At 69.8% G+C, this 26,763-nt stretch carries 23 protein-coding genes and 1 pseudogene; 10 read left to right on the top strand and 14 right to left on the bottom strand.

What is annotated here, in order from left to right:
• Positions 1–276: 276 nt before the first annotated feature.
• Positions 277–1,716, top strand: coding sequence for an NADP-dependent phosphogluconate dehydrogenase (gene gndA / locus ACIP5W_RS03530; RefSeq protein ID WP_401466083.1), 1,440 nt, complete (start codon positions 277–279; stop codon positions 1,714–1,716).
• A gap of 455 nt (positions 1,717–2,171) precedes the next feature.
• Here the strand turns inward: gndA and ACIP5W_RS03525 are convergent, their stop codons facing one another.
• From ACIP5W_RS03525 to ACIP5W_RS03510, 4 genes are all read right to left on the bottom strand, one after another.
• Positions 2,172–2,804 carry an aspartate/glutamate racemase family protein gene (locus tag ACIP5W_RS03525; RefSeq protein ID WP_401466080.1) on the bottom strand — a complete coding sequence of 211 codons (633 nt, stop codon included), beginning with the start codon at positions 2,802–2,804 and terminating at the stop codon, positions 2,172–2,174.
• 9 nt (positions 2,805–2,813) lie between these two features.
• The gene (locus ACIP5W_RS03520; protein WP_401466077.1) at positions 2,814–3,161 is read right to left on the bottom strand and encodes a GNAT family N-acetyltransferase; all 348 of its coding nucleotides are present in this window, start codon (positions 3,159–3,161) and stop codon (positions 2,814–2,816) included.
• 30 nt (positions 3,162–3,191) lie between these two features.
• Positions 3,192–3,611 carry an aspartate 1-decarboxylase gene (panD, locus tag ACIP5W_RS03515; protein ID WP_401466074.1) on the bottom strand — a complete coding sequence of 140 codons (420 nt, stop codon included), beginning with the start codon at positions 3,609–3,611 and terminating at the stop codon, positions 3,192–3,194.
• A gap of 787 nt (positions 3,612–4,398) precedes the next feature.
• Positions 4,399–4,794 (bottom strand): hypothetical protein, encoded by a 396-nt coding sequence (locus tag ACIP5W_RS03510; RefSeq protein WP_401466071.1) that lies wholly within the window; start codon positions 4,792–4,794, stop codon positions 4,399–4,401.
• Positions 4,795–5,576: 782 nt separating this feature from the next.
• Here ACIP5W_RS03510 and ACIP5W_RS03505 point away from each other — a divergent pair.
• Together ACIP5W_RS03505 and ACIP5W_RS03500 are read left to right on the top strand one after the other, a co-directional pair.
• Positions 5,577–6,218, top strand: coding sequence for a TMEM175 family protein (locus ACIP5W_RS03505; protein ID WP_401466068.1), 642 nt, complete (start codon positions 5,577–5,579; stop codon positions 6,216–6,218).
• A gap of 183 nt (positions 6,219–6,401) precedes the next feature.
• The gene (locus ACIP5W_RS03500; RefSeq protein ID WP_401466065.1) at positions 6,402–7,826 is read left to right on the top strand and encodes an IS1380 family transposase; all 1,425 of its coding nucleotides are present in this window, start codon (positions 6,402–6,404) and stop codon (positions 7,824–7,826) included.
• A 325-nt stretch (positions 7,827–8,151) separates the two neighbouring features.
• Here the strand turns inward: ACIP5W_RS03500 and ACIP5W_RS03495 are convergent, their stop codons facing one another.
• Positions 8,152–10,728, bottom strand: coding sequence for a heavy metal translocating P-type ATPase (locus ACIP5W_RS03495; protein WP_401466062.1), 2,577 nt, complete (start codon positions 10,726–10,728; stop codon positions 8,152–8,154).
• Positions 10,729–10,765: 37 nt separating this feature from the next.
• A complete protein-coding gene (locus ACIP5W_RS03490; protein WP_401466059.1) occupies positions 10,766–11,242 on the bottom strand; it encodes a general stress protein in 477 nt (158 codons plus the stop codon).
• 502 nt (positions 11,243–11,744) lie between these two features.
• On the opposite strand from ACIP5W_RS03490, the gene ACIP5W_RS03485 reads away from it, so the two are divergent.
• The 4 genes from ACIP5W_RS03485 (at position 11,745) to ACIP5W_RS03470 (ending at position 14,361) form a co-directional block, all read left to right on the top strand.
• On the top strand, positions 11,745–12,521 hold the full coding sequence (locus ACIP5W_RS03485) for a PspA/IM30 family protein (RefSeq protein WP_401466056.1): 777 nt from the start codon (positions 11,745–11,747) through the stop codon (positions 12,519–12,521).
• Positions 12,518–12,796 carry a hypothetical protein gene (locus tag ACIP5W_RS03480; protein WP_390848353.1) on the top strand — a complete coding sequence of 93 codons (279 nt, stop codon included), beginning with the start codon at positions 12,518–12,520 and terminating at the stop codon, positions 12,794–12,796. The genes ACIP5W_RS03485 and ACIP5W_RS03480 overlap by 4 nt, the downstream gene beginning before the upstream one ends.
• Before the next feature lie 5 nt (positions 12,797–12,801).
• Positions 12,802–13,704, top strand: a complete 903-nt coding sequence (gene htpX, locus ACIP5W_RS03475) for a zinc metalloprotease HtpX (protein ID WP_401466954.1) — start codon at positions 12,802–12,804, stop codon at positions 13,702–13,704.
• A gap of 78 nt (positions 13,705–13,782) precedes the next feature.
• On the top strand, positions 13,783–14,361 hold the full coding sequence (locus ACIP5W_RS03470) for a hypothetical protein (protein ID WP_401466053.1): 579 nt from the start codon (positions 13,783–13,785) through the stop codon (positions 14,359–14,361).
• Between the two features lie 122 nt (positions 14,362–14,483).
• Here the strand turns inward: ACIP5W_RS03470 and ACIP5W_RS03465 are convergent.
• The 4 genes and pseudogenes from ACIP5W_RS03465 to ACIP5W_RS03450 all read right to left on the bottom strand — a co-directional run.
• Positions 14,484–15,139: pseudogene (locus tag ACIP5W_RS03465) on the bottom strand (multicopper oxidase domain-containing protein); the annotation flags it as partial.
• A 73-nt stretch (positions 15,140–15,212) separates the two neighbouring features.
• Complete coding sequence (locus ACIP5W_RS03460; protein WP_401466050.1) at positions 15,213–15,659, bottom strand: DUF6153 family protein; 447 nt, start codon at positions 15,657–15,659, stop codon at positions 15,213–15,215.
• A 104-nt stretch (positions 15,660–15,763) separates the two neighbouring features.
• On the bottom strand, positions 15,764–16,099 hold the full coding sequence (locus tag ACIP5W_RS03455; protein WP_401466047.1) for a metal-sensitive transcriptional regulator: 336 nt from the start codon (positions 16,097–16,099) through the stop codon (positions 15,764–15,766).
• The gene (locus tag ACIP5W_RS03450; RefSeq protein ID WP_401467011.1) at positions 16,096–16,254 is read right to left on the bottom strand and encodes a hypothetical protein; all 159 of its coding nucleotides are present in this window, start codon (positions 16,252–16,254) and stop codon (positions 16,096–16,098) included. The genes ACIP5W_RS03455 and ACIP5W_RS03450 overlap by 4 nt, the downstream gene beginning before the upstream one ends.
• Before the next feature lie 215 nt (positions 16,255–16,469).
• On the opposite strand from ACIP5W_RS03450, the gene ACIP5W_RS03445 reads away from it, so the two are divergent.
• A complete protein-coding gene (locus tag ACIP5W_RS03445) occupies positions 16,470–17,915 on the top strand; it encodes an MFS transporter (RefSeq protein WP_401466044.1) in 1,446 nt (481 codons plus the stop codon).
• 145 nt (positions 17,916–18,060) lie between these two features.
• Here ACIP5W_RS03445 and ACIP5W_RS03440 read toward each other — a convergent pair whose 3' ends face one another.
• Positions 18,061–18,285 (bottom strand): hypothetical protein, encoded by a 225-nt coding sequence (locus tag ACIP5W_RS03440; protein WP_401466041.1) that lies wholly within the window; start codon positions 18,283–18,285, stop codon positions 18,061–18,063.
• 369 nt (positions 18,286–18,654) lie between these two features.
• On the opposite strand from ACIP5W_RS03440, the gene ACIP5W_RS03435 reads away from it, so the two are divergent.
• Positions 18,655–20,385, top strand: a complete 1,731-nt coding sequence (locus ACIP5W_RS03435) for an endo-1,4-beta-xylanase (RefSeq protein WP_401466038.1) — start codon at positions 18,655–18,657, stop codon at positions 20,383–20,385.
• Between the two features lie 838 nt (positions 20,386–21,223).
• A complete protein-coding gene (locus ACIP5W_RS03430; RefSeq protein ID WP_401466035.1) occupies positions 21,224–22,576 on the top strand; it encodes a carbohydrate binding domain-containing protein in 1,353 nt (450 codons plus the stop codon).
• 373 nt (positions 22,577–22,949) lie between these two features.
• On the opposite strand, the gene ACIP5W_RS03425 is transcribed toward ACIP5W_RS03430, so the two are convergent.
• The 3 genes from ACIP5W_RS03425 to ACIP5W_RS03415 form a co-directional block, all read right to left on the bottom strand.
• A complete protein-coding gene (locus ACIP5W_RS03425; protein WP_401466032.1) occupies positions 22,950–23,327 on the bottom strand; it encodes a hypothetical protein in 378 nt (125 codons plus the stop codon).
• A 288-nt stretch (positions 23,328–23,615) separates the two neighbouring features.
• Positions 23,616–25,424, bottom strand: coding sequence for a histidine ammonia-lyase (hutH, locus tag ACIP5W_RS03420; RefSeq protein ID WP_401466029.1), 1,809 nt, complete (start codon positions 25,422–25,424; stop codon positions 23,616–23,618).
• 770 nt (positions 25,425–26,194) lie between these two features.
• The gene (locus tag ACIP5W_RS03415) at positions 26,195–26,611 is read right to left on the bottom strand and encodes an AbfB domain-containing protein (RefSeq protein WP_401466026.1); all 417 of its coding nucleotides are present in this window, start codon (positions 26,609–26,611) and stop codon (positions 26,195–26,197) included.
• Positions 26,612–26,763 lie beyond the last annotated feature (152 nt).

The raw sequence follows: 26,763 nt of genomic DNA, 5'->3' as shown, positions 1-26,763 counted from the left end.
ATCCGCTCACTGCACGTGACAAGACGACAATCGGCCGCACTGGCTCAACTGAGCCGGATCACCGGCTTGTTGCGTGAATCCTGAGACGGGTGGGGCCCTGTGTCCGTATCCGGGTGGGCGACTTCGCGTGTCCAGCGCGTGCGATGGGTGCACCGACACGACAGGATGTGCACGGGCCGGAACCGGCGTCGACGAGCACGGGTCGCGCACGGATCACGGGCCGACCGACCACAGACTCTTGCCGACCTACCACAGACTCTTGAGGAGCCAACCGCAATGACCAACTCAGCCCAGATCGGCGTCACGGGACTCGCGGTCATGGGCCGCAACCTCGCCCGCAACTTCGCCCGCAACGGCTACACGGTCGCCCTGCACAACCGGACAGCGGCGCGCACGCACGCCCTCGTGGAGGAGTTCGGCGGCGAGGGCGAGTTCATCGCGACCGAGACCGCCAAGGAGTTCGTGGCGGCGCTGGAACGCCCCCGCCGCCTGGTGATCATGGTGAAGGCCGGGGAGCCGACCGACGCGGTGATCCAGGAGTTCGCGCCGCTGCTGGAAGCCGGCGACATGATCATCGACGGTGGCAACGCGCACTTCGCGGACACCCGGCGCCGTGAGCGCGAGCTGCGGGAACAGGGCATCCACTTCGTCGGCACGGGCATCTCCGGCGGCGAGGAGGGCGCGCTGCACGGCCCCAGCATCATGCCGGGCGGCTCCCCGGAGTCGTACGAGTCGCTGGGTCCCATGCTGGAGAAGATCTCCGCCAAGGCGGCCGACGGGGCGCCCTGCGTGACGCACGTGGGTCCGGACGGCGCCGGGCACTTCGTGAAGATGGTCCACAACGGCATCGAGTACGCCGACATGCAGCTGATCGGTGAGGCGTACCAGCTGCTGCGGGACGTCGCCGGGTACTCCCCCGCCGAGATCGCGGACATCTTCCGCACCTGGAACACGGGCCGGCTGGACTCGTACCTGATCGAGATCACGGCCGAGGTGCTGTCGCACGTGGACGCGGCGACGGGCGAGCCGTTCGTGGACGTGGTGGTGGACCAGGCCGAGCAGAAGGGCACCGGCCGCTGGACCGTGCAGATCGCGCTGGACCTCGGGGTGCCGGTGTCGGGCATCGCGGAGGCCGTCTTCGCCAGGTCGCTGTCGGGCCACGCGGCGCTGCGGGAGGCCTCGCGCGGCCTGTCCGGGCCGAAGGCGGCGGCACTGGACCGGGCCGAGGCGCAGGCCTTCGCGGACCGGGTCGAGCAGGCGCTGTACGCCTCCAAGATCGTCTCGTACACGCAGGGCTTCCACGAGATCGCCGCGGGCGGCGCGGAGTACGGCTGGGACATCGACCTCGGTGCCGTCTCGGCGATCTGGCGGGGCGGCTGCATCATCCGGGCGGCCTTCCTCGACCGCATCCGGGCCGCCTACGACGCCCGGCCGGACCTGCCGAGCCTGCTGTCCGACGAGACCTTCGCCGCGGAGATCGGGGCCGCGCAGGACGCGTGGCGCGAGGTGCTGGTCGCCGCCACGCTCCAGGGCGTGCCCACGCCCGGCTTCGCGGCGGCGCTCGCCTACTACGACGCCCTGCGCGCCGAACGGCTGCCCGCCGCCCTGACGCAGGGGCAGCGGGACTTCTTCGGGGCCCACACCTACCGGCGGGTGGACCGGGACGGGTCGTTCCACACGCTGTGGGGCGGGGACCGGTCGGAGGTTTCGGCGTAGCCGTCCGCCCTTGAGGGGGGCTGTCGCGGTGGGCGGCGTCCTGCGGGGTGCCGCCCGCCGCTCGCCGGTCCGCGAACCCCGGGTCAGCTGAGCGGTGGGCCCGGCTCCGGGTTCGGGACCGGCTCCGGGCCCGGCGGGATCGGGGACGGGTCCGGTTCCGGCGGCGGTGGGCCCGGATGCGGCGGGGCCGGCGGCGGAGTCGGCTGCGGACCCGGTCCGGGAACCGGCGGAGCGGGCTCCGGCCCCGGGGGTGGTTCGGGGTTCGGGACCGGGCTGGGGTACGGGTCGGGAACCGGCGTCGGCTGCACGGGGTCGGGGTACGGGTTCGTCATCGTGTCCTCCGGGCCGGGGGGCGAGCTTGGCTCTGGACTACTCCCCCGCCTACCCGACGGCGGCGCACGCAGTCACCCGGTGGTGGCACGCGGTGCGCCCGGCCGGGTCCCCGCCGCGCGGAGTCAGCGGCGGCGCGCTGCCTCCGCGCCCGCGGCCAGACCGGGCCCGGGACTGCTGAACACCGGTACCGCGGTGGTGGTGAGGTGCTGGGCGGGGGCCATGGAGGCCTGGGCCAGCACGATCGCGTCGGCGCCGGTGACCGCGTCGGCGGTGGCGGCGACGAGGCGGACGTAGGCCTCGGTGTCACCGGCCTCGAAGCGGTCCCAGGCGCCGTCGACGAGCAGTGTGCGCACGGCGACGGGACGGCCAGCGCGGGCCGCCTCCTCCGCCATCAGCGCCGCGGTGGGGCCGAGGGTGCTCTCCAGGGCCGCCAGGACGACGACCCGCGGGCCCGCGGCGACCGCGGCGGCGGCCATCGGCCGGTCGACGCGCAGCACGGGGACTCCCGGCGCGGCCGACTCCGCGACCGCGCCGAGGGTGGAACAGGTGCACAGCACCGCCCGCGCCCCGTCGGCGACGGCACGCGCGAGCACGGCCCGTACGTCCGCGGCGACCGCGTCGGGTCCCCGGTCCCGCGCCCGGATCAGCAGGTCCTCGTCGACGAAGTGCCGCAGTTCCAGGCCGGGGTGGGCCCGGTCACGCAGGGTGTCGAACACGGGGACGTGGACGGGCGAGGTGTGCAGGAGGGCGAGCACCGGGGCCGCTCAGAACCGGCCGGGGTGGGCGCGCAGCCACTCCTTGGCGGCCCTCAGCAGCGCGGGGTCGGCCGCCGGAGCCTGCTCGGGGTGACGCGCGGCCCACTTCACGACGTACGGGCAGAGCGGGGCCACGGGGACGCCCTCGCGCTCGGAGAGGGCGTACAGCTCGCGGGCCAGGGAGCCGGCGATGCCCTTGCCCTCGTGGGCCGGCTCGACGATCGTGTGCACCGGCACCAGGGCGGGCGCGGGCGAGTCCAGCACGAAGTACTCGATGCGGCCGACGACCTCGCCGCCCTCGCCGAGGGCCTCGAGGCGGCCGGCCGGCCGGTCGTCGCGGATGCCGATGTCACTCATGGACGCTCCTGGTGGCTGCTGGTGCGGTGGTCAGGCGGACACGGCCTGCGGGCTGCGCTCCTGGTCCGACCCCGGCACCGGTTCCGCCGGGTCGGCGCCCAGGGCCACGATCCGGTTGCCGCGGTCCACGTGCACGACGCGGGGCTCCAGCTCTCGCGCCTCCGCATCGGTGACCTGAGCGTAACTGATGATGATCACCAGGTCTCCGGGGTGCACGAGATGGGCGGCGGCCCCGTTGATCCCGACGACCCCCGAGCCGCGCTCGCCCTCGATGACGTACGTCTCCAGCCGCGCGCCGTTGGTGACGTCGACGATGTGCACCAGCTCACCCGGCAGCAGATCGGCGGCGTCCAGCAGGTCCGCGTCGATGGTCACCGATCCCACGTAGTGCAGGTCGGCCTGGGTGACGGTGGCACGGTGGATCTTGGACTTGAACAGAGTACGCAGCACTTTGGACTCCTGGAGGACGGCTCCCTGCCAGCTTTCTGCAGGTCAAGGGCGGTCTTCACTGTACACCGGCACTCCTCGGACTCGAAGATTCCGAGGAACATCGGTTCACTCCGAGGAGAGGGTTGCCTGTCTGCGCTTCCGCGCGAGCGAGGCCGTCATCACGCCACGGACCAGGCGTCTGTTCGGACAGCCGTGCCGGAATGGGCGGGGCTGATGCTGACCAGCCGCTGACTTATCTGACGATGCGTCAAGTAAATGAGAGGCGCAGGACGACTCGTCTCCCGGGAGCACCTGAGACGTGCCCGCCTTGCGCAAACAGCCAGCTGCTCCGGGGGCGGCTGCGCTCTCCACTGTCCCCGACCCGCTGCCACCGCACTGCACCCTGCTCGCTTGACGGATCAGCAGCAGACCTCGCCAGTCCGACATCATTCAAGTTCGATAGCCTGCGTTCTCATCTGTTGGAGCAAACAACCGGCGCCCCGGAGAGGATTCCAGGCCACCGGTAGCCGTCGTTCAGACCCAGATCCACAAGATTCCCGGAATTTTTACAAGATCTCCATAGGCCAGAACACGAAGCAGTCGCTCCGAAGCCGTTTCAAGCCCACCTCAGGTGTGATCCACAACTCGACGGACGAGGTCGAGGGTTCAAGTTCTGCAACAGCTTCGGAGCTGAACCGGAAGCTTATCCCGCGCACGGTAAGGAAGACCTGCTCAAGTCACCCTTAGGGCACCCCTCGCCTTGCTCCGCCCGCAATAGCTGTCCAACCCGAGCTTGGGAGAATGCTCGTCAGATGCCGCCGAACCGCATTGAGTCGTTGCACGAACTGCCCACCGCCATCAATTTCAGGGCTTCCCGAGCAATAGCCATCACCGATCCCCACGGCCTCGAGCAGATCATTTCGACGTCACCACCAGAGTCGCCTCGGATTGCTTGTTCGATGATGGAGTCGATTTTTCGCACGATTTCTGCCTCTCTTTCGTCACGGAGAATGAACCCAATTCTGCCGACAGGGTCGTCCAGCACTCCGGTGTCGTCAAAGAAGTCCAGCATGCGATCCAGATCCACACTCCCCGGCGAAGCCCAGTTCTCCTGCAACCAGCCTATATCTCCTAACTTCAGGAGCCATTCGATTAATTGGTCGCGCAACCAGGGTGTTTGCAGTTCTGTATTATCAGGTGCCATTTCAGCCCCTCCACTTCTGCCACTCGCTCAATGGGATGTGAACTTCGGCCGGGCATTTCTGGACTTTGGCGCAGGTGGCAGCAGTGACCGTTTCGTGGTCCTCGTTCCACGTCAGTACTTCGCCCTTGCCCGGCTTCGCCAGTCACTTCAGGTCGAATCGGACCTCGCTCGGGATACCCCGCCGGCAGACGTCACCGTGGACGTGGGCCGCCTAGCCTCGCCGTTTCACTTGGGGACGGCTGGCTGTGGGGCGGAAACGCGAAAGTGCCTTCCTGAACTGGAACGATGAACCTTGCTGAGGGGTTCTGTCGGTCCAGGTGGAGGGCACTTTCTACGTGCAGGCTATCGGGTTGCGTCCCAGGGTCCAGGTCAGTGCCGATGGTTCGGGGGTAGTCGGTCATGCCGGGTCACGGTTGCTGGCTGATCTCGCTGATGCCACCGGGCTCACCGCCGCGTACTCCTTCCGGCGCACCGTGGCGTCATGATGGATGAGGCTGACTGTCCCCTTACCGAGATTGCCAACCAGTTGGGTCACGCCGACACCAATGTCACGGCCGGTTATCTCGGCCGAAAGACTCAGCCCACGAGAGCGGCCGACGTGATGGCCCCACCTGTCGGGACAGCACGGCTGCGCGCCGTCTGACTGGGCGTGTCCCTGTTGCGGCAAGAGCGGTCACGCGATGCCGTACTGACAGCGGCATGTGAGTGCTTTGGCGGACGACATCCTGAGGAGAGAGGGTTCCCGCCAGAGGCGGCCCCCTCACCAGCGGTAATGTCCCCACATGACTGAGCCCAAGGACACTAACCGCGCTCCCGGATACCGGACCGGGCGGATGAATGCCTTCAGCGACGGGGTGTTCGCTATCGCGATCACCCTGCTCATCCTCGAGATCGCCGTCCCCGCTGGATCCGGGGACGATCTACTCAGCGCGCTGGGCGACCAATGGCCTTCCTACCTGGCCTACTTCGTGAGTTTCGCAACCATTGGAGCAGTCTGGTTCGCCCACACCGTGATCACCGAGTACCTCGATCATGCGGACTCGGTGCTGATCCGGCTGAACCTGCTGCTGCTGCTGGTGGTGTCGTTCCTGCCCTTCCCCACCAAACTGCTAGCGGAGTACGTCCACGAGGCGGATGCGGAGCGCGTCGCCGCCACCGTGTACGGGATCAACCTGTTGCTGGCAATCCTGATGGTCTCGGTCACGTGGCGCTACGCGGTCCGCGGACACCTGGTGAAGCCCGACATGGCCGACGAGGACGTGAAGACGCTCACCAAGCGGCTGACACCGACTCTTGGCCTGTACGTCGTGATGATCCTCTTGGGCCTGTTCCTACCCCTTGCCGCCGTTGTCGGCTACCTCGCGCTCGCCCTGTTCATCCTCATCCCCTTCAGCGCCATCCGCCATCGGCCAAGCGAGGCCTGATCAGACTCCTCGTGGCCGGTAAATCGTGTCTGCCCGCGCGGAGGGCGTCAGTAGGGACACACTCGGCGAGGGCACTACCGTTTGATTAGTGGGGAATTTCTGGGGAACGAACCGAAATAGCAACAGGGCCTGATCTGCGTTACCTGGAACGATGAACCTTGCTGAGGGGTTCTGTCGGTTCAGGTGGAGGGCACTTTCTACGTGCAGGCTATCGGGTTGCGTCCCAGGGTCCAGGTCAGTGCCGATGGTTCGGGGGTAGTCGGTCATGCCGGGTCACGGTTGCTGGCTGATCTCGCTGATGCCACCGGGCTCACCGCCGCGTACTCCACCGCGCTCAGGCCGCTCCGGCCGCGCGGGACCGGGCACGATCCGGGCCGGATCGCCACCGATCTGGCGGTGATGCTCGCCGACGGCGGCGAGGCCATTGCGGATCTGGCAGTACTGCGCGACCAAGCAGAGGTGTTCGGCCCCGTCGCCTCGACACCGACGGCCTGGCGACTGCTCGCCGACATCGATGGGAGGACACTGTCTTCTCTGCGCTCGGCCCGTGCCCAGGCCCGGGAAGTGGCCTGGCTGCAAGCCGCCGAGCAAGGCGAGGGCATTCCCACAGTCCGGGCCGCGGGACGCATTCTGCCCGGGCTGGTCCTGGACCTCGACGCCACGCTGGTCACCTGCCACTCCGAGAAAGAGCAGGCCGCACCCACCTATAAGGGCGGCTTCGGCTTCCACCCGCTGCTGTGCTTCCTGGCCAACACGGGCGAGGCGCTGTCCGGCCGGCTGCGGCCCGGGAACGCCGGCGCCAACACCGCCGCCGACCACATCACGGTGCTCGACCAGGCACTCGCGCAGATCCCCGACGCCCACCGGCACGGCACCGACATCCTGATCCGCACCGACAGCGCCGGATCCGCGAAAGCCTTCCTTGCCCACGTCCGCGACGTGCGGAAACGAGGAATCCGTACCTTCTTCTCGGTCGGATACGCGGTCACCGCGCCGGTCCGCCACGCTGTCCGGGCCATACCCGACCGTCTATGGCATCCCGCTCTGGACCAGGACGGGACTCTGCGTGGTGGCGCCGAGGTCACCGAGCTGACCGGCATGGTCTACCTGACCGGCTACCCGGCCGGCACCCGCGTCATCGTGCGCCGAGAGCGGCCGCACCCCGGTGCCCAGCTGTCCCTGTTCGGCCAGGACGAGGGCCTGCGGCATCAGGTGTTCCTCACCGACACCCCATCCTGCGGTGGTGGTTCCGCCCAGTTCCTGGAGGTCCGCCACCGCGGGCATGCCACCGTCGAGGACCACATCCGGTGCGGCAAGAGCACCGGCTTCGGCCGCTTCCCCTCCCGCGACTTCGGCATCAACACTGTCTGGCTCGAACTCAGCCTCGCGGCAATCGATCTGCTGGCCTGGACCCGTGTCCTGCTGCTGGACGGCGAACTCGCCACTGTCGAGCCGAAGAAGCTCCGCTACCGGCTGCTGCACGTCGCCGCCCGCCTCACTCGCGGCGGTCGACGCCTACGCTTGCGGATATCGGTGACCTGGCCCTGGAGGAACGAACTGGCCACGGCTTTCCACCGCCTTGCCGCACTGCCCCGACCTGGCGGCTGACCGGCAGCCCCTCGTCCGCCCACGACCCGATAGACCTTGGAGAACCCGACCACCGCGCCGGGACTCAGCCCTGCCCAAGCACCGAAATCGCGTCGACCACCCCAGAGCTGCTGATCGTCGACGCCGCCTCATCCCAACCGAAACGGCGAGGCTAAGCACCTGCTCCGTCCGCCTTCAGCGATTGGGCCTGCACAGACCGCCGTCCAGACAGCGCTTCGACACCCTGTGCAGGGTCGCCGATGGGCGACGAACGGAAGTCGTGATCTGCTCCACGGCGGCGGTGTCGCCGGGCAGGTCGTACGCGGCCTGCCCGTGGCCCGGGAGGTCAGGCGGCACGGCGTCCGATGTCCGGCCCGGCGCTTTCACCGGTGGCGGGGGCAGCCGCCGCGCTGGGGGGTTGGTCGGCGGGCGAGGGTGCCGCACCGGGGAGGTGCAGGCGTTTGAGCGCGAGGGCGTTGACGGCGACGATGATGCTGGACCCGGACATGGACAGCGCGGCGATCTCCGGCCGCAGTACGAGACCGGTGGCGGGTTCGAAGACGCCGGCGGCGATGGGCAGGGCGATGGCGTTGTAGCCGATGGCCCAGCCGAGGTTCTGCCGCATCTTGCGCAGGGTGCCGCGGCCGATGCGCAGCGCGGTCGGTACGTCGAGGGGGTCGGAGCGCATCAGGACGAGGTCTGCGGTCTCGATGGCGACGTCGGTGCCGGCGCCGATGGCGATGCCGAGGTCGGCCTGGGCCAGCGCCGGGGCATCGTTGACGCCGTCGCCGACCATGGCGACCTTGCGGCCGCCGCGTTGCAGTTCGGCGACCTTGGCCGCCTTGTCCCCGGGCAGGACCTCGGCGATGACGGTGTCGATGCCCAGACGGTCGGCGATCCGTTCGGCGGTGGCCTGGTTGTCACCGGTGAGCATGACCACTTCGACATCGAGGGCGTGCAGTTCGGCCACGGCGGCGGCGGAGGTCTCCCGGGGTGCGTCGGCGATGCCGATCAGGCCAGCCGCCCGTCCGTCGACGGCGGCGATGACGACGGTACGGCCGGTGGCGGCCAGCGCCTCGCGCCGGACGGCCAGTCGGCCGAGGTCGACGCCTTCGCGCACCGCCAGTGCGCGGTTGCCGACCGCGACCCGGTGGCCGTCGACGACCGCGGTCGCACCGTGGCCGGGGACGTTCTCGAAGTGCCGCGCGCTCACTGCCGTCACGGCCCGGCTGTCGGCGTACCGTACGACGGCTTCGGCCAGCGGGTGCTCGGACTCGCGCTCCACCGCCGTGACCAGCCGCAGCAGTTGGTCCTCGTCCGTTCCCGGGACGGTGATCAGGTCGGTCACCTCCGGCTCGCCCTTGGTCAGGGTGCCGGTCTTGTCCATGACCACGGTCCGGATCCCCGCCGATGCCTCCAGGGCGACGGCGTTCTTGAACAGCACCCCGCGCCGGGCTCCCAGTCCCGTGCCGACCATGACGGCCGTGGGGGTGGCCAGACCCAGTGCGTCCGGGCAGGTGATGACGACGACGGTGATGGCGAACAGCATCGCGGTGCCCAGCGAGCGGTCGGTGGCCAGCAGCCAGACGGCCAGCGTCGCGGCGCCGCCGATCAGGGCGACGAAGACCAGCCAGAACGCGGCCCTGTCGGCGAGCCGTTGGCCCGGGGCCTTGGAGTTCTGGGCTTCCTGGACGAGCTTGACGATCTGGGCCAGCGCGGTGTCGGAGCCGACCTTGGTGGCGCGTACGCGGAGCGTGCCGTTGGCGTTGATGGTCGCGCCGACGACCTGTGCCCCGGGGGCTTTGTGCACGGGCAGGCTCTCCCCGGTGACCATCGACTCGTCGACCTCGCTCTCCCCCTCCTCGACGGTTCCGTCGACGGCGATCTTGGCTCCGGGCCGGACCAGCAGCAGATCGCCGGCCACGACATCGGCGGTGGGCACCTCGACCGGCTCGCCGCCCCGTACGACGAGTGCCTTGGGCGGGGCCAGGTCGAGCAGGGTGCGGATGGCGTCGTTGGCGCCGCCCCGGGCCCGCATCTCGAACCAGTGGCCGAGCAGCACGAACGAGGCCAGCACGGTGGCCGCCTCGTAGAAGACGTCGCCGCCCCCGGTGAGCGTGATGATCAGCGAGTATGTCCAGCCGGAGCCGACGGCTACCGCGACCAGCACCATCATGTCCAGGGTGCGGGCACGCAGGGCCCGCACCGCGCCGTCGAAGAAGATCGAGCACGAGTAGAAGATCACCGGCAGGCTCAGCAGCAGCGCCCAGACGTCCTGGCGCAGCCCGAAGGGCACGGGGGCGTCCAGACCGAAGACGTCCTCGCCGATCGGCGACCAGACGACGATGGGGATCGAGAACAGCAGCGCCACGAGGAAGCGGTTGCGCATGTCGGCCACCATCGCCGCCATCGACATGGCCTCGTGGCCGCCGTGCCCCATCAGCTCGTGGGGGGTCGGCATCTCCTCGGCTTCGGCGGGAGCCGCGGCCGCGGTGTGCTCGGTGTGCTCGGTGTGCTCGGTGTGCTCCGCGGGTGCGCTTGGAGCCGCCACCACCGCGGCACGGCCCTCAGGAGTCGTACGACGGCCCTCGGTGGCTCCGGCGGCAGGGTCCGGTTCGGCCATCGGATCACAGACATGGGACGGCACGGACTGGCCCGCGCAGTGGTAGCCGCATTCGGTCACCCAGCGGCGCAGCTCCGCCAGTGACGTACGCCGCGGATCGAAGGCCACCGTCGCCGACTGCGCGACCGGGTTGACCTCGACCTGAAGTACGCCGGGCCGCCGGCCCAACGCAGCGGCGACGGTGCTCTGCTGGGACGCCCAGGCCAGACCGCGCACGTCCAGAACCGCCGTGGTCCGCTCCTTACCGGGATCTTCGCGCCCGGACGTTTCGTGATCGTGATGATCCGCGTGGTGGTGCACGGTCACTCCTCCTTCAGCGAGTGAGACCGGGACGACTTCAGGGGCAGCGCCGTCGGGCACGTGGAGCCGGGCCGACAGGTGGCGAAGCCCTTGCGGGAGACAGGGGTGTCCGCAGCGCTGCGCGGGTGGCAAGGCCGAGAGCGGGCCACTCTTCGCGCCAGGCGAGTTTGATCAGCAGGTTCTTGGCCTCCTCGGCGACTTCGGTGTCGGCGACCACGTCGTACCGGGCGGCCACGATCTGGCTGCGGGAGGAGAAGTCGCGATGGCCGCCGCTGAGGGCATGACCGGCGAAGCCGAAGACCGCACCGAAAACGGCCCCGTAGGCCAGACCGCTGAGCATCAGGACCAGGACGTGATGGTTGCCTGCGGCGAACACCGACAGCAGCAGTCCGATCAGCAGCCCGAACCAGGCGCCGGTGCCGGCCCCGGCCAGGGCGGCCCGTCCGCGTGTGAGGCGGCCGAGGACGGTCTCGACCATGCGGAGGTCCGAACCGATGATCGCGGTGTGTTCCACCGGGAATCTACTGCCGGACAGAAAGTCGACCGCGCTGGGCGCCGGTGCAGGTCGGGTACGAGCCGACGACCGGACGATCGACCTCTGCGGTGGGCGGGCGCTGGGGCATCGAAGGACTCCCCTCGTCATCAAGCAGCCTGCGCCCGTGCCACCGCTCGTGCAACGCAGGCTGCCGTAGGTGAGCGCATGGGGGCGGAAGAGCAGGTCGGCGACATCGAGGTTCTGTAGAACGCGGGCCGGCTTGCCGGCGGCCGAGCAGGAAACGCTGCCGCAGCGGTACTGGTCGGCTTCGTCGAGCCTGCTCCTGGGGTGCGGACCCGGTGCAGGTTCCGACCGGCCCCGCCCAGGGACCGCTGGTCCCCACCCCGCTGGGTATCGCGGGGCAGGGATGGCTGGGAGCACCAGGGATCGCGGTTGCGGCCCGGACCACCGGGCCGGAGCCTGAAGGTGTCCGCCGAGTGGCCTGGCTGATTCCTCACCCCATCGAGAGGAGGCGGCCGTCATGAGCAGCATCGCTCACCGCATCGCCGCCCTGTTCCGGATCAAGGCGAACAAGGCCCTGGACAAGGCCGAGGACCCCCGCGAGGTCCTGGACTACTCCTACGAGCAGCAGCTCCGGATGCTGCAGAAGGTACGGCGCGGCGTGGCCGATGTCGCGACCAGCCGCAAACGCGTCGACCTGCAGGTGAACCAGTTGCAGCAGTCCACGGGCAAGCTGCAGGACCAGGCCCAGCAGGCGCTCGCCGCCGGGCGCGAGGATCTCGCCCGCGAAGCCCTGACCCGACGCACCGCCGTGGCCTCCCAGATCACCGACCTGCAGACCCAGCAGGCGTCGCTGCAGGACCAGGAGGAGAAGCTCACCCTCGCCTCGCAGCGCCTGCAGGCGAAGGTCGACAGCTTCCGCACCCGCAAGGAGACGATCAAGGCCACCTACACCGCGGCCGAGGCGCAGACCCGTATCACCGAGGCCGTCACCGGCATCGGCGAGGAGATGGGCGATGTGGGTCTGGCCATGCAGCGCGCCCAGGACAGGACCGAGCAGCTGCAGGCCCGCGCCGGTGCGCTGGACGAACTGCTCGCCTCCGGCGCGCTGGAGGACGCCACCCTGCCGGCCGGCCGTGACGACATCCAGGCCGAACTCGAGCGCGTCACCGCAGGCAGCGACGTGGACAAGGAACTGGCCATGATGAAGGCGCGGCTCCCGGCGGCTTCCACCCCGCCGGCCGTGGAGGGCGGCGGGGCCAGGCAGGCACCGCCGGACCAGGAGGCAACGCCATGATCATGAGGATTCTCGGCGAAGGCCAGTACGAGATCACCGAAGAGCACCTGGACCGGCTCAACGAGCTGGACGCGGCGCTGCAGTCGGCCGCGGACGCGGACGACGAGACCGCGTTCACCGCCGCCCTGTCAGACCTGCTGGACGCGGTACGCAGCCTCGGCACACCCCTACCGGACGAAAGGATCACACCGTCCGATCTGGTGCTGCCCGATGCGGACACCAGCCTCACGCAGGTGCGCGAACTGCTCTCCGACGAGGGCCTGATCCCGGGGTGATGACGATGCGCAGCCGTTTCGAGCCCGACCGGCAGCTGACCGCCCGCATGGCGGTCACGATGTTCCGGCTCGGGCTGGTGTACGTGGCGTTCGTCGCCGCGCTGATCGTGCTGCTCAAGTCCGTCGTCCTGGTGGTCGTCATCGCCGCCGCCCTGCTGGTCGCGCAGTTCTGGTTCTCCGACCGGATCGCCCTGTACGCCATGCACGGCCACCTCGTCAGCCGCGAGGAACAACCCGAGCTGCACGGCGTCATCGACCGGCTGTGCGCCACCGCGGACATGCCCAAACCCCGGGTGGCCGTCTCCGAGATGGACCTGCCCAACGCGTTCGCCACCGGCCGCAACGCCGACCACGCCGTCGTCTGCGTGACCACCGGGCTACTGCGCCGCCTGGAGACCGATGAACTGGAAGGCGTCCTCGCCCATGAGCTCTCCCATGTCGCACATCGCGACGTCGCGGTGATCACCATCGCCTCGTTCCTGGGCGTGATCGCCGGGCTCATCGTCCGCTTCGCCTTCTACTCCCAGCTGTTCGGCGGACGCAACCGCGACCAGAACACCGCCGCCCTGCTCGCGCTCGTCATGGCGGTCTCCGCGCTCGTCTACGCCCTCAGCTTCCTGCTCATCCGGGCGCTGTCCCGCTACCGCGAGCTGGCCGCCGACCGCGCCGCGGCCATGCTCACCGGGAAACCCTCCGTACTGGCCTCGGCGCTGACCAAGGTCAGCGGCGACATCGCCCGCATTCCCACCCAGGATCTGCGCACCGCCCAGGCGTTCAACGCGTTCTTCTTCACCCCCGCCCTCGGGCCCGGCACGGCGGTGGCCAACCTGTTCTCCACCCACCCCAGCCTGGAACGCCGTCTGGAGGCGCTCGCGGCCATCTCAGTGGAGCTGGGTGAGGCGGCATGACCACCCGCCACCGTCCCGGCCGCCCACCCCGGTGTATCCCGCCCGAGCCGGGCCCGGGCAGAAGGAGCTGAGGGCCCCGTGGGTTTCCTGGACGTCCTGTTCGGCCGGTCCAAGCCGGTCAAGCCCGACCTGGACCAGGTCTTCGGCCTGCCCTCGGCCGCGATCACCCTCCAGGCCGCGCTCGGCTTCACCCCGACCGGAGTGGGCTCGGTGTGCTTCGCCGCCATCGAGGGCGGGGCATTCGCCCAAGTCCAGCAAGACGTACGGGCCCTGCTGGACGCGGACTCCGAACGGGCTGGCTTGCCGGTGGAGTTCAGCAGTGACAGCTACGGCTACTCATGGCTGCTCTCCCGTCGCGACCCCGGCGACCTGCCTGCCCTTGTGAGCGACCTGCACGCGGTGAACACCGCCCTGCAGGACAGCGGCTTCGGCCCGCAACTCCTGTGCTCCCTGGTCACGTTCCACGACGCCGAGCTGCGCCCCCTCGCGCTGGTCTACCTCTACAAGCGCGGCACCTTCTACCCGTTCGCTCCGCTACCCGGCCAGAATCGCGACAACCCGCTGGAACTCCAGGTCAAGGCCACCATCAAGGACGACCTGCGCATCGAGGAGGACCTGACCCGCTGGTTCCCGCTCTGGGGCGCCCCCGGCCTGTAAACCTGCGGCCATCTCCTGACGGGTGCACCCGGGCCGCGTTCCGGCGGTCTGAAGCCAACGCGAACCCCGAAGGGAGTGCACGGGGGAAGCGTGGAAGGACGTGTCGTTCAGTGCGGGCAGGCGCCGCCCATGTCCATGCCGCCCATGCCCTGCCTGAGCTCGGCGAAGACCTCGTCGGGGGTACCGGTGACACCGTCGACCCAGTCATCGAGGACGACGACCCATTCGTCGTCGTACGCCAACGGCTCGTGCGGGTCCTCCACGATCAGCGGCGCGTACAGCCCGCGGTCGAGCTGGACGCCGACGTGCGGGTGGAAGAAGTACGTGCCGAGGGCATCGGCGATGAAGCGGTGGGTGAAGGTGCTCCCGGCCCGCACTGCGGTCTGGGTGGCGGACGGTACGCCGTCCATGTCGTTGCGCAACGCGATGCCGTGCCAGTGGATCGAGGTGGTGGTCTTGCCCGGCAGTTGGTTGGACAGCTCGGCCACCAGGGTGTCCCCGGTGGAGAGCCGGACCTCCCTGCCCGGCGTCCGGCCCTCGAAGGCCCAGGTCTTGGTCCTGACGCCACCGCCCAGGTCGAGCCTGGCGGGCGCCGCGGTCAGGGTGATCTTGTGCTCACTGCCGGTGCCGCCCCGCTTTTCCCGGCGGCGGCGATGGCGGAGCCGGAGGGGCCGACCAGGGCGGGGGCGGTGCTGGTGGTGCTGCAGGCGGCGAGCGCGCCCGCGCCGGCGGCGCCGAGTCCGGCGAGCAGGACGGAGCGGCGGTTGATGCTGTTCACGATGTGAGTCCTCTTGTTCGAGCTGCATGTGGGTCGCGGACACAAGACGGCACACGGGTGCCGTGGGCGCGGCCTAGATACGCAGCTGGGAGAGAACCGACAGGTCGGGTGGCGCGCGGCCGATCGTCCCGGCGGACACCGGACCGGATCGGGCCTGGTACGGGTTTGCCGACTGCCCGGCAAACCCCTGCAGCGGCACGGCGAGCTTGACCACCTCGACGCTCGCTGTGGTGCAGTGCTGCATGCCCGTGGTGGCGCAGCCGCTGTGGGGGGAACTGTGCGTGGACGGAATCGCGCCGGGCTCGTCCGCGTGACCGGTGGCGGAACTCGTCGGCATCGCGTCGGCGGGCGAGGATGCCGTGCCCGGCATGACGTGTCCGGCATGCCGGCCGGAGGACGCGGAGGTGACCGCGATCGCGGCGGTCTCATGGTGGACCAGCACGGCCAGGGCGGCACACAGGACGATGACGACGCCGCGCGCCCAGCGCACGGCGCCCGCGCGGGCTGTCTGTGTCGCCATCGCCTCCACCCGGGTTTCTGCCCGGCGAGTCCCGTGAGTGGGGACTCGCCGCCCGCTCAATATACCCCCGTGGGGTTTGCCCGGCTCGTGGATCGCGGAAGCGGTCACAGGCGCAGTGTGCGGCGCAGGGCGAGGGCGAGTTCGCCGAGCTTGGCCTCACCCGCGGCGGGGTCCGAGCGGGCGGCGTCGCTCACGCAGTGCCGCACGTGGTCGTCGAGCAGGCCGAGTGCGACTTCCTGCAGGGCTCGGGTGACGGCGCCGATCTGGGTGAGGACGTCGATGCAGTACCGGTCGTCGTCCACCATCCGGGTCGCCCCGCGCACCTGGCCTCCGGCCTTGTGCAGCCGGGTGAGATGGTCGGACTTGTGGTCGGCACAGCCGTGCGGGGCCGCGCCTCGCGCCGGGTCCGGCGTACCTGCGGGGCGGGAGACGGTGGTCACCTGGTCTCATCTCCTCGTGACGTGCCGTGTGCAGTGGCGGCCTCGTTCTGGGCCTTCGGCTGCAACGTCGCGACCCTGCCGCTCGCGGCCTTCGGGATGCTCAACCCGATGATCGCGGGCGCCGCGATGGCCTTCTCGTCGGTCTTCGTCGTCACCGACAGCCTGCGGCTGCGCTCCTTCAGGTGGCCCCTTCAAATCACTGACCGCCGTTTGGTCGCTGTCCGCGAAGACAGCGACCAAACGGCCTTTTTGCATGGGGAAACTCAAGCCACGACACCCCTTGCATACCCCCTAGGGGTATGTTAACTTCCCGCCTAGATACCCCCCAGGGGTATATAGACGCACAGGTGATCCTGAAAAGGGGAAGGCAATGCCAACCGTCAGTCCCAAGCGCTGGTGGGCACTCGCAGTGCTCGCCACAGCCCAGTTCATGGTGATCATGGACACCTCGATCATCGGGGTCGCGCTCCCCGAGATACAGAAGGACCTCGGCTTTTCCCAGGGCGAGCTGCAGTGGGTGTTCAACGCCTACGTCATCGCCTTCGGTGGTCTGCTACTCCTCGGCGGGCGCCTCTCCGACCTGCTCGGCGCCCGCCGGGTCTTCACTGCCGGCTGGAGCGTGCTCATCGGCGGGTCGATCGTCGCGGCGGCCGCTCAGACCGCCTGGGTCGAGGTCGTCGGCCGCGCGGTACAGGGTGTCGGGGGTGCGCTCATAGCCCCGGCCGCGATGACCCTGTTGATGACTCTCTTCGCACACGACCCGAGGGAACTCGGCAAGGCCATGGCCCTCTACGGCGCCGCCGCGCCGGCGGGCGGCACCGCGGGCGTCTTCCTCGGCGGCGTGTTCACCGAGTGGCTCAGCTGGCCGTGGGTGTTCATCATCTACATACCCATCGGCATCGCCACGCTCGCCGCCACCGGGCTTCTGCCGGCGGTCGCCCCGCGCCGCGGCGCCATCGACGTCATGGGAGCCGTCGCAGTCACCGCCGGTCTCGCGCTCGCCGTCTTCTCCCTCGTACGCGCCCCGGAGATCGGCTGGGGATCCACTCAGACAGTGGTCCAACTCCTTGGTGCCGCAGCCCTGCTGGCCCTCTTCTTCGTCGTCCAGCGGACCGTGCGTCAGCCGCTGATGCCGCTGGGCATCTGGCGCGTGCCGCGGCTCGGCTCGGCCAACCTGGGGATGACGCTGCTGGGGGCCGCGTGGATCCCGATGTGGTACTTCCTCAACCTCTACCTCCAGCAAGTCCTCGGCTACGGGGCATTCGCCTCGGGCGCCGCGTTGCTGCCGATGACCGTGTTGCTGATGGTCTTCATGACCGCGATCACGGCGCGTCTGCTGGGCCGGTTCGGTGCCAAGCCGCTGATCGGCGGAGGGCTGCTGGTCCTTGCTCTGGGTCTGGTGTGGCTGTCGGCAGTGGAATCGGGCGGCTCCTTCGCCGTCGATGTCCTGCCGGCTTCGCTGGTCGCGTCGCTCGGCATGTCGCTGGCGTACATCCCGGCGATGATGGCAGCCATGTCCGGGGCACCGCAGGAACAGGCGGGTCTGGCCTCTGGCATCGTCAACACGACGTACCAGATCGGCTCGGCTCTCGGCCTGGCCGCACTCACCGCACTGGCCACGTCGCAGGGCGCGGGCCGGCTCGGCGATTTGCCGGCCCTGACCGAGGGTTTCAGCGCGGCGTTCACCGCAGCAGCGGTCATCGCCGCGGCCGGTGGACTCATCACTCTGCTGGTGATGCGCACCGAGAAGCCCTCTGCCGCCGCCGGCCAGGAGCAGTCCGAGCAGACGGAGACGGGTGAGCAGGTCGGGGTCTGACCGATGGACTGCCGATCTGAGACAGGTCGACGTCAGGGCCGACGGTCCGCCGGATCCGCACAGAGGTTCGGCGGACCGTCGGCATACACCGGCGTATTAGCGGTTCGAGCAAGCCGACAAGAGCGAGGACCGCACGTGTCCACGATCAAGGGGAAGGTCCACCGGCCTCGGCTTCGTCGGCCTGGACGACCAGCCCGACGACGCCCCCGTGATCATCACCGGCCGCAGGGCCACCCGGAACCACCGACTCACCGATGCCGAGAAGGAAGCGAACCGGCTGATCAGCCGCGAACGCGCCGCCGTCGAGCACGGGTTCGCCCACCTCGAGTCCCGGCGCATCCTGACCGAGGTCCGCATGGACGCCCGCCACGCGACCACCCTCCTGCGGGCCCTCCTCGTCCTCGCGAACACCGGGTCCAGAGTGACCGACGACCACCCCCGCAGTGATCATGATGCCGACCGGCAGGAGTCCGTCACTCCCGGACCACACCAGCCCCACGAGCTGCGGAACCAGGATGAAACGATCCCACCGCCGACCGTACCGACCGCTCTCCGGCCGTCGTTCCCGAACGGTCCTCGGCCGACGGTCCCTCACTCGCACCTGAAACAATGACGATCAGTCACAGCGGGGCGGCGCGATCGGTTGCGCACCGTTCTTGCCGTGGCTGGGGAGGACGGTGCTCGGCGACGGTGTGGCTGAGGGCGGCGATGCCGTCGGAAGACGGGCTGAGGATACGGAGTGCTGCTGTTCATGCGGTTTCGAAAGAACGCTGTCATCGCGGTTGTGTGTGCCTTGGTCGCTGGTGTCCCGGGGGACCGTGCCGGCACCTCCGCGCCCCCGGGGGGACCTGTGGAGGACCTCCTGAACGGCAGGGACTGGGCTCACTTCGCCGGCGGGAAGCCCACGCACACAGGAGTACGGGTCACACCCCTCGACCGGCGCATCACACGCCAGGACGGTACCGGCGGACAGCCGAACCCACCGGTGAACCTGCGCGGTCCCCACCTGGTGTTCCGAGGGGATGTCCGGATCGAAGCCGGCCTGCAGCGCACGGATGACACGGATGCCTACCTGCATCTGTACGGTGAGACGCCGGTCATCTACGACGAATGGCGCTACGAACGGCGCGGCGTGCGCATCGGGGTGGCCGGCGGGAGGCTCCGGATCGACCGCTGGGACGGGGACTCCGACAGACCCGCGATGACCCGGACCTTCGGGAGCGGCCTGGGGCCCGAAGTCCGCCTCGCCGTCGAAGTCCGCGCGAACAGGCTCGTGCTGGAGGCCGACGGCAGGGTCGTGGGAACCGTTCCCGCGCGGGACGTCTTCGGCCACGGCCGCATCTGGTTCGGCGCGGACGCGGGAGCCCGCGGGAAGGGCTGGACCCTCAGCGATCTCCACGCGCGGTCACTGGGGCGGGGCCGGATGTCCGTCGTGGACGCGCCTGGCCTGCGAGTGCCCCGGTCCAGCGATGCGATGCGTGATCTGGCGGCGGTTCTCCCACGCCCGATCCGTATGGGAACCGCCCTGGCCGCGGGCCCCTTGCTGACTGACAGCGCCTACCGCCGGACGGCGGGTGAGGAGTTCTCCATGCTTACGCCGGAGAACGACTTCAAGCCGCAGTTCGTCCAGCCTCGACGCGGCGTGTTCGCGTTCGCGGAAGGCGATACCTTGGTGGACTTCGCCGAAGCCAACAGGATGAAGGTGCACGGCCACACCCTTGTCTGGTTCGAAGCCCTGCCCGCATGGATGCGTGCCGAGATGACGCACGAGCAACGCAGGCGCGTCATGGTGGAGCACATACGCGCGGTAGCGGGCCACTTCCGGGGGAAGGTGGCGGAATGGGACGTGGTGAACGAGCCCATGTCCGACGAGGATGAGGACTACTCCAACGGCAACCGGGGCGTGCGGCCACAGTTGTGGTTCGAAGCGATGGGTGAGCAGTACATCGACATTGCCTTCCGTGCTGCCCGCGAGGCCGACCCGCACGCGGTGCTGTACCTCAACGAGTACGGGGTGGAGGAGGACGGTCCACGCTGGGATGCCCTCTACGCGCTGCTGATCCGGTTGAAGGAGCGGGGCGTTCCGATCGATGGCGTCGGTTTCCAGGACCACGAATACGCCGTCGGCGACCGTACCGACCCCGAGGTCTTCCGACGCAAGGTCCGGGCTTTGGCCGGGCTCGGCCTGAAGGCACGGGTCTCGGAGGCGGACGTCCTCGTCGACGAGGACGAAGAAGACGTCCAGGCCCGCCAGTTGGCGGGGAAACTCGCAGTCTGCGGCGAAGAACCCAACTGCACCTCGTTCTCGACCTGGGGTTTCACCGACAAGTACGGCTCCACGGCTGACCTGCGACACTATCCCCCGAGTCCGGGAAACGCTCTTCCCTGGGACGCGACGTACGAGGTGAAACCCGCCTACTGGGCACTGCGTGACGTCCTGGACGACGCTCACCGCTCAGGTACTGGATAGGTACGGCGAACACCTACAGGTCAGCAAACCCGACACCCTCCGGCCCGATGCTGACCATTTGCCGACCTCGATGCGGCGATCAGGCCCCTGAACTGCGGAAACAATCGAACGCCAGATCTTTTACCGGAACAGAGTGCGCAGCACTTCGGACTCCTGGAAGACGGCTCCCCGAACGGTGCGGCCCGGGTGTCCGACCTGGACCTGACCACCGTGTCACGCGTCCTGATCACACGCCACGGCGCCGCCGGCCCGGTGGAGACCCGGGCCGCCGGCCTCGTCACCATCGACGACGTCGCGTTCGCCGGCACCGGCACACGCCGCGGAGACCCGGTCGCTGAAATTTTCCGCAAGAGCTGCCGACACCTGCTCCCCGTCCGGATTCCGCGTCGGCCGGCCCCGGCCCCCCTCTCCCCGACGGCATGGGCGCCCGTCGGGGACCTGAGCCGCCGCGGACTTCCGATGGCCGGCCTCTGTCCTGCAGCGATGTCTCGAGCGGGCCGTCAGCGGCACGGAGCGCCGACGGCGACCGGAATATGATCGTTTACCTGACGTGTCGTCAATTAGTTTACTCGTCAAGAGACTTGGTGCTGCCGATCCCCTTTACGCCCTTGCCGCGAGCCGGTAATTTCCTGGGCACGCAAGCGCTTGCAGCAAATTTCAGGATCGTCTCGAAGTCGCGGGGCACGGCACAGGAATTCCGCGACGCCCCCGGCTTTCCGCAGGAGTTCAGCACAGGCGTCACACCGGCGCCTGCCGTGTCTGTCGGTAGCCGCGGTCACGACCGCGGCTCTTCCCCCCACCCTGGAGCATTCCTGTGAGACCCCTCATGCACCGGCTGATGAAGCGTCCCCTGGCAGCCGCGGCGGCGGCGTCGGGAGCGATGGCGCTCCTCGCCGCGGTACCCGCCGCCGGCACTGCGACCGCCGCCCCCGCGGCCGGCAACTCGGCGACCGTCTTCTACTCCACCGCCTCCAACTGGACGCAGCACTACCTGCATTACCAACCCGTCGGCGGCGCCTGGACCACGGTCCCCGGCGTGGCCATGGAAGCGGCCTGCACGGGCTGGGTGAAGAAGACCGTCGATCTGGGCAGCGCCTCCGGCCTGCGGGCGACGTTCAACAACGGCTCGGGCACCTGGGACAACAACGGCGGCCGCAACTACTCGCTCTCCTCCGGCATCGTGACGGTCGCGGGCGGCGTGACAGGCTCCACCGACCCGTGCGCCGGTTCCGGCACGGACCCGGCCCCGGACCCCGGGGGTACCGATCCACAGGGCCCGTACTACGCGACCAACCCCGGCGGGCAGGTCGGACGCGCCGCTGCCGTCACGGTGGACGGCAACCCCGCCGAGTGGACCAAGAACATGATCGTCGCCCAGGGCGTCGCCAACGACGACCCGCGCATATTCCGCGGCAGCCACGAGGGGCCGGTCTACGACCTCTACTCCCTCTCCGCTGCCTGGGACGACGCCAACCTGTACCTGATGTGGCAGTTCACCAACGTGACGGACGTGACGGACCCCGCCCAGGGGTACCCCACCAGCGACAACGGCAAGCCGTACCAGGGCGACATCCCCCAGTCCATCGCCCTGGACGTCGACCCGGGGCGGGGCAGCAAGGGGCTGCTGGAGAACGGCCCTGCGGGCCCCTGGGGCCTGCGCACCTCGTTCACCGGCGGCCAGGTCGACCACATCGCCGACTTCTCCAGCAAGCCGGGCGTCGGCCAGCCCGCCCTGTTCTCCCTGAACGCGGCCGGCACCTTCGACTACGCCCCCGCCAACGTCCAGCACTTCACCGCCGCCGGCATCACCTACCGCCACGCCGACGGCCTGGCCTCCGCCGAGGTCACCGGCATCAAGGCCACCGGCAACGCCGGCTATCGCCCCGCCGACCTGGCCGACGCCGGAAAGTACCAGAACCTGCTCGCGGCCGGGCACGACCCGGACCAGGACACCACGTACGAGATGAAGATCCCCCTCACCTCCCTGAAGATCGACCGGGCCACCCTGGAGAGCCGGGGCCTGGGCGTCATGCTCGTCTCCACCTTCGGCCAGTCGGCCATCGGCTCGCTGCCGCACGACCCGGCCGTGCTCGACAAGGCGACCGAGCCGTACAGCTCGGACAACTCCACCTCCCAGGAGAAGGAGGACTACGACGCCTTCGGCGTGCCCTTCGCCCGAGTGGGCCGTTAGCCCGCCGACTGTGACGGCCCGTCAGTGCGACTGACGAGCCGTCACCAAGCTTCTTTCCCGAGACGTTCGCCGCGGTACGGCGGAACTCCCGGCCGACGGAGGTGACTCCCCTCTCCTCGGCCGCACGGCGCATCGGGTCCTGACACTACGGGCGCAACGGTTTCGTGCCGCGAACGACTCCCTTCTTCACCGGGCAGGGCATCGGCGCAGTCACACGGCCTCCGTTTCGTGATCATGTGAGTTCGCGGAGGGGGCGAGCGACCTGCCGGTGTCACGGCGTTGCGCCGGACGCAGGTGGCGGTGTTCGCGTGCAAGGCGGGGCTGGTGCGGCCGAGCGGGCGGTGATCCGTACCGGGCTACGACCGGGTATCGCTCACGAACTCCCGCCGGAGGGGAGGCCGCCGTTTTCGAGAATGTCGTCCAGAGCGTCTCCCGCCGCTTGGTCGATCGCCGCCATGGCGCTCCGGTAGGCGTACCCGTATTCGGTCTCCGACAGCGACTCGCAGCCGGCCGGCCGGTTCTCCGGCGGGCTCGTCCGCGACCAGTCCCCGGTGGCGACCGAGGTGATGCCCGCCATGCAGGCGCGGATCGCCTCGGCGTCGGCCGGGGGCGCGGTGGTGGCCGTGGCGGCCCTCGAGGAGGAAGCCGTGGCACCGTCCGCCGGGCTGCCGGAGTCCCCTGGTCCGTCCGAACAGGCGGCAAGTGTCAGCAGCAGGACTGCCGTGGATATGAGCGCTGCCGTATTCCGCATGACCCCAGCCCCCCAGGTGATGTCGAAGAAGACTTCACATGGTGGCAGATACGAGGAGGGGGCGCACCGGTGTGCGCCGTGCCCGGCCCGCGCTCCGGCAACGGAGCCGGAGCGCGGGAACGGTGGTCGTGGTGCCGGTCCCCTTCGACGGGGACGGCATCGGCGGTCGCTCCTACGGGCGTTGCCGTGACCGTGCCCCACGAGCCGCCCCTGGGCCAGGGGTTCCAAGTGGTCGTGCGACGCCCGGTTGGTGGTGGACCGCAAGCTCGGCGGCGGTGATCCGGGTGCTCAGGCCGCCCGGCAGAGCGCCTCCGGTTCGGCCTCGTGGACGGTCCCGTGGACGGTGGCGAGAAGCGCGTCCCCCTGCACCAACCGGATCATCTCGTTCAGGTCGGGGGACATCCAGCGGTCGTTCCCGAGGGGAGGGATGTGACGGCGGATCTCCCGATGGATGACCGACGTGCCGCACCCCAGGGGAAGTCCGTGCATGCGGGCGCGGATCAGGTCGATGCCCTGCGCGGACATCAGCATCTGCACCGCGAGGACGGTGTCCATGCGGTCGAGGTTCTCGTGGAGGCCGCGGGCGGAGGCCATGGCCATGGTGTTGTGGTCCTCCTGGCCGGCCTTCGCCGGCCTCGACAGCACACTCGGCGGGGAGGCCCGCACCTGCATCTCCGGTACGAGGGCGGTGGCGACGGTCTGCACCTGCACCATGCCGGAGTTCAGGCCCACACGGCCCCCGGCGAGGTTGGCGGGCAGGCCGTAGCTCCAAGCCGGCGCCAGGAGCCGGGCCGACAGTTGCTCGAACAGGACGCCCACGTCGGCGATGTTGCCGTTCAGCCTGTCGATCTCGTGCGCCATCAGGTCGGCGTCGTAGTTCCCGCCCATGACGAACTCATGGCCGCCACCGGAGCGCGGGAACACCAGGGGGTTGCTCGTGGAGGAGTTCACCTCGCGTTCGAGGACCCCGCGCTCGTCGCCGAGCGTCTCGCGCAGCGCGCCGAGGATGTGCGGCGCGGCACGCACCGAGACGGCGTCCTGTACACGGTCGTGGGTCTCCCCGAGCCGGCGGCGCCCCGCCTCGGTCATCCATCCGCTGCCCGCGACGAGCGCACGCAGCCGGGCCGCCACGTCGGTCTCACCGGGAACTCGGCGCTCCTCGTGGGTGCGGGCGTCCAGGGCCTGCTTCTCGGCGCGGGTGGCGTCCATGAAAAGAGCGAGGCCGCCCTCGGTGAGGTCCGCCAGTCGCTCCGCGTGCGCGACCGCATCGGCGAAGGAGGCGGCGACGACCGCGCTTCCGCTGATGATCGGGAGGGCCTCCCCCTGTTCGAGCGTGAAGGAGGGTGTCAGACCCGCCAGGGGCAGCAGCCGCGAAGCCGGGGCCACCTTGCCGTTGAACCGGGCCGGAACGGCCTCGCCCAGGGCGACCAGACCGGCCTCCGCCATCGGCTGGAGGTCGCCGATGCCGAGTGACCCGATCTGCGGCATCTCGGGGACGACTCCGGCGTTCACCAGGTCGAGCAGTCTTTCGGCGAGCTGCGGACGCACCCCCATCCGGGCCCGGGCCATCTGGTTCGCGCGGATGACCAGCGCGAGCCTGGCCACCGCCGGCGGGAAGGCAGGTCCGACGCCCGCCGCGTTGGACAGCAGGATGTTGCGCTGGAACTGGCGCTGCTCGGCAGGGGTGAGCGGACGGTCCTTCAAGGGTCCCAGTGCCTGGTTCCATCCGTAGACGCGCTGGCCGGAACCCAGGGCGGCGATCGCATCCGCGCGGTTCTGCCGCATCCGCTCCCGGGCCTGTGGCGCCAGGCGCACGGAGACCGCGGGGGCGTCGAGGACGGCGAACATCTGCTCGAGGGTCAGGGAGTTGCCGTCGAGGACCACACGCACCGTTGCGGGGCCGCCCGCGGCGGCCGGAATCCGTGCGTGCGGCGCGGCCCCGCAGGTGGTGAGGGAGAAGAGGAGCGTGCCCATGAGAGGCAGGATCAGCCAGGTACGGCGGCGTGTCACCGACTCCTGTCCGCGGCGCCGTCGCGGCGGCGGGCCGCCGCGCCGGGCCGCGCCGGCCCTCTCCTCGTCTATGTCGGCTTTCTCCATGCTGTCCCTCCACGAGAACGGGGTAGGGGGCCGTCGTGTGCCTCGCACTCACTGGACCGGCAGTCCGCGGCCACCGAGGGGTGGGACGGGCTTCGGTCACGGATCGACGCATGATGCCGGCGCCTGCGAGGCTGTGGTCGCCAGGCAGCCGGTGTCGCCCCTCCGGCTACACCGTCGCACCGTGCACAAGGGCCCACAACTCGGTGCAGCCATCCGGGGCAGGACGGCGACGCCCGCCCCGGGGCGTCTGCCTCAACGCGTGCGGACGAGAGGCGTGTTCCGGCGGGCCGGGGGCGGGCGCGATCCGTCCCGGACGCTCCTCAGCCGCACCGGTGGGGACCGTCGAGGGCCCGGATCACCCCAAGGTGCGTCATGACGCCCGGCTTGTCGTCGTCCTGCGTGCCGTATGCCGTAGCCGTCCTCTTCGCGCTGTTCGCCGACGGATTCGCCGGCGTCGCCTTCGAGGACGGTCACGCTCTCGGGGCAGACGTGGGTGCGCAGGGCGATGCCGGCGCCGCCCTCGAAGAGGGTCCGGCCGGCGGGGAAGGCTTCCGCGCCGACGGCCCGGGTGACCAGGGGGACGGTACGGGTGCCGCCGCGGCTGAAGGAGGCCGGGGAGGAGCGCGGCCCGCTGCCGGCGAAGGGCACCGGCCGCGCCCGGCGCGCGCCGTCGTCCAGGAGTGTCGTCCAGGAGTACCGGACCCGAACGATCGGCCGCGCCGGCTCGTCAGCCGGCGCGGCGTCACCGTGGTCCGGTGGGAGGCGAGAGGTCAGGCCCGGGGCTGGGCCACGGCCCAGCTGGTGTCGTCGTTCCAGGAGATGGTGCTGTCCCACTCGTGGGACCCGCCCCGGCCGGCGACGTAGACACCGTGGTCGTAGTGGCGCAGGTAGTCGCTCGGGTAGTTGGCCGAGCGGAAGGAGTAACCATGGCCGTTGTGGCCGGCGTCGGCACAGAACGTGGCGTCCTCGGCGAACTGCGAGGTGCCGTCGTTGGTGCTCAGCTGCACCTTGAAGTTCGCATGACGCAGGTAGTGACCGGGCCTGTTGGCGGATTCCAACGAGACGCAGGAGGAGTTGGCCAGTCCTGCCCGTACGGTCCAGGTGGCGTCGGACTTGGCGGTGAAGCCGCTGGACGCGGAGACCGGCAGCGACGACGACGCCGGAGCCGGCGTCGTCGCTGCCGGCATCGCCGTACGGCTGACTCGCACGGGACTTGACGGCCGATCCGACGCCGTCCATGTCCGTGCCGGCGTCGTCGTGCTGCCGGGCCTGCCCGGTCGTGCCTGCCTTGACCCGGTAGCCGTCCGAGCCCACCCTGCCTCCCCCGGGCTGCGCGGGA

The organism is Streptomyces sp. NPDC088766, from assembly GCF_044750845.1.
GTDB lineage: Bacteria > Actinomycetota > Actinomycetes > Streptomycetales > Streptomycetaceae > Streptomyces.
The sequence above is the reverse complement of the archived record's forward strand: the minus strand, read 5'-3'. Positions and strand labels throughout refer to the sequence as shown.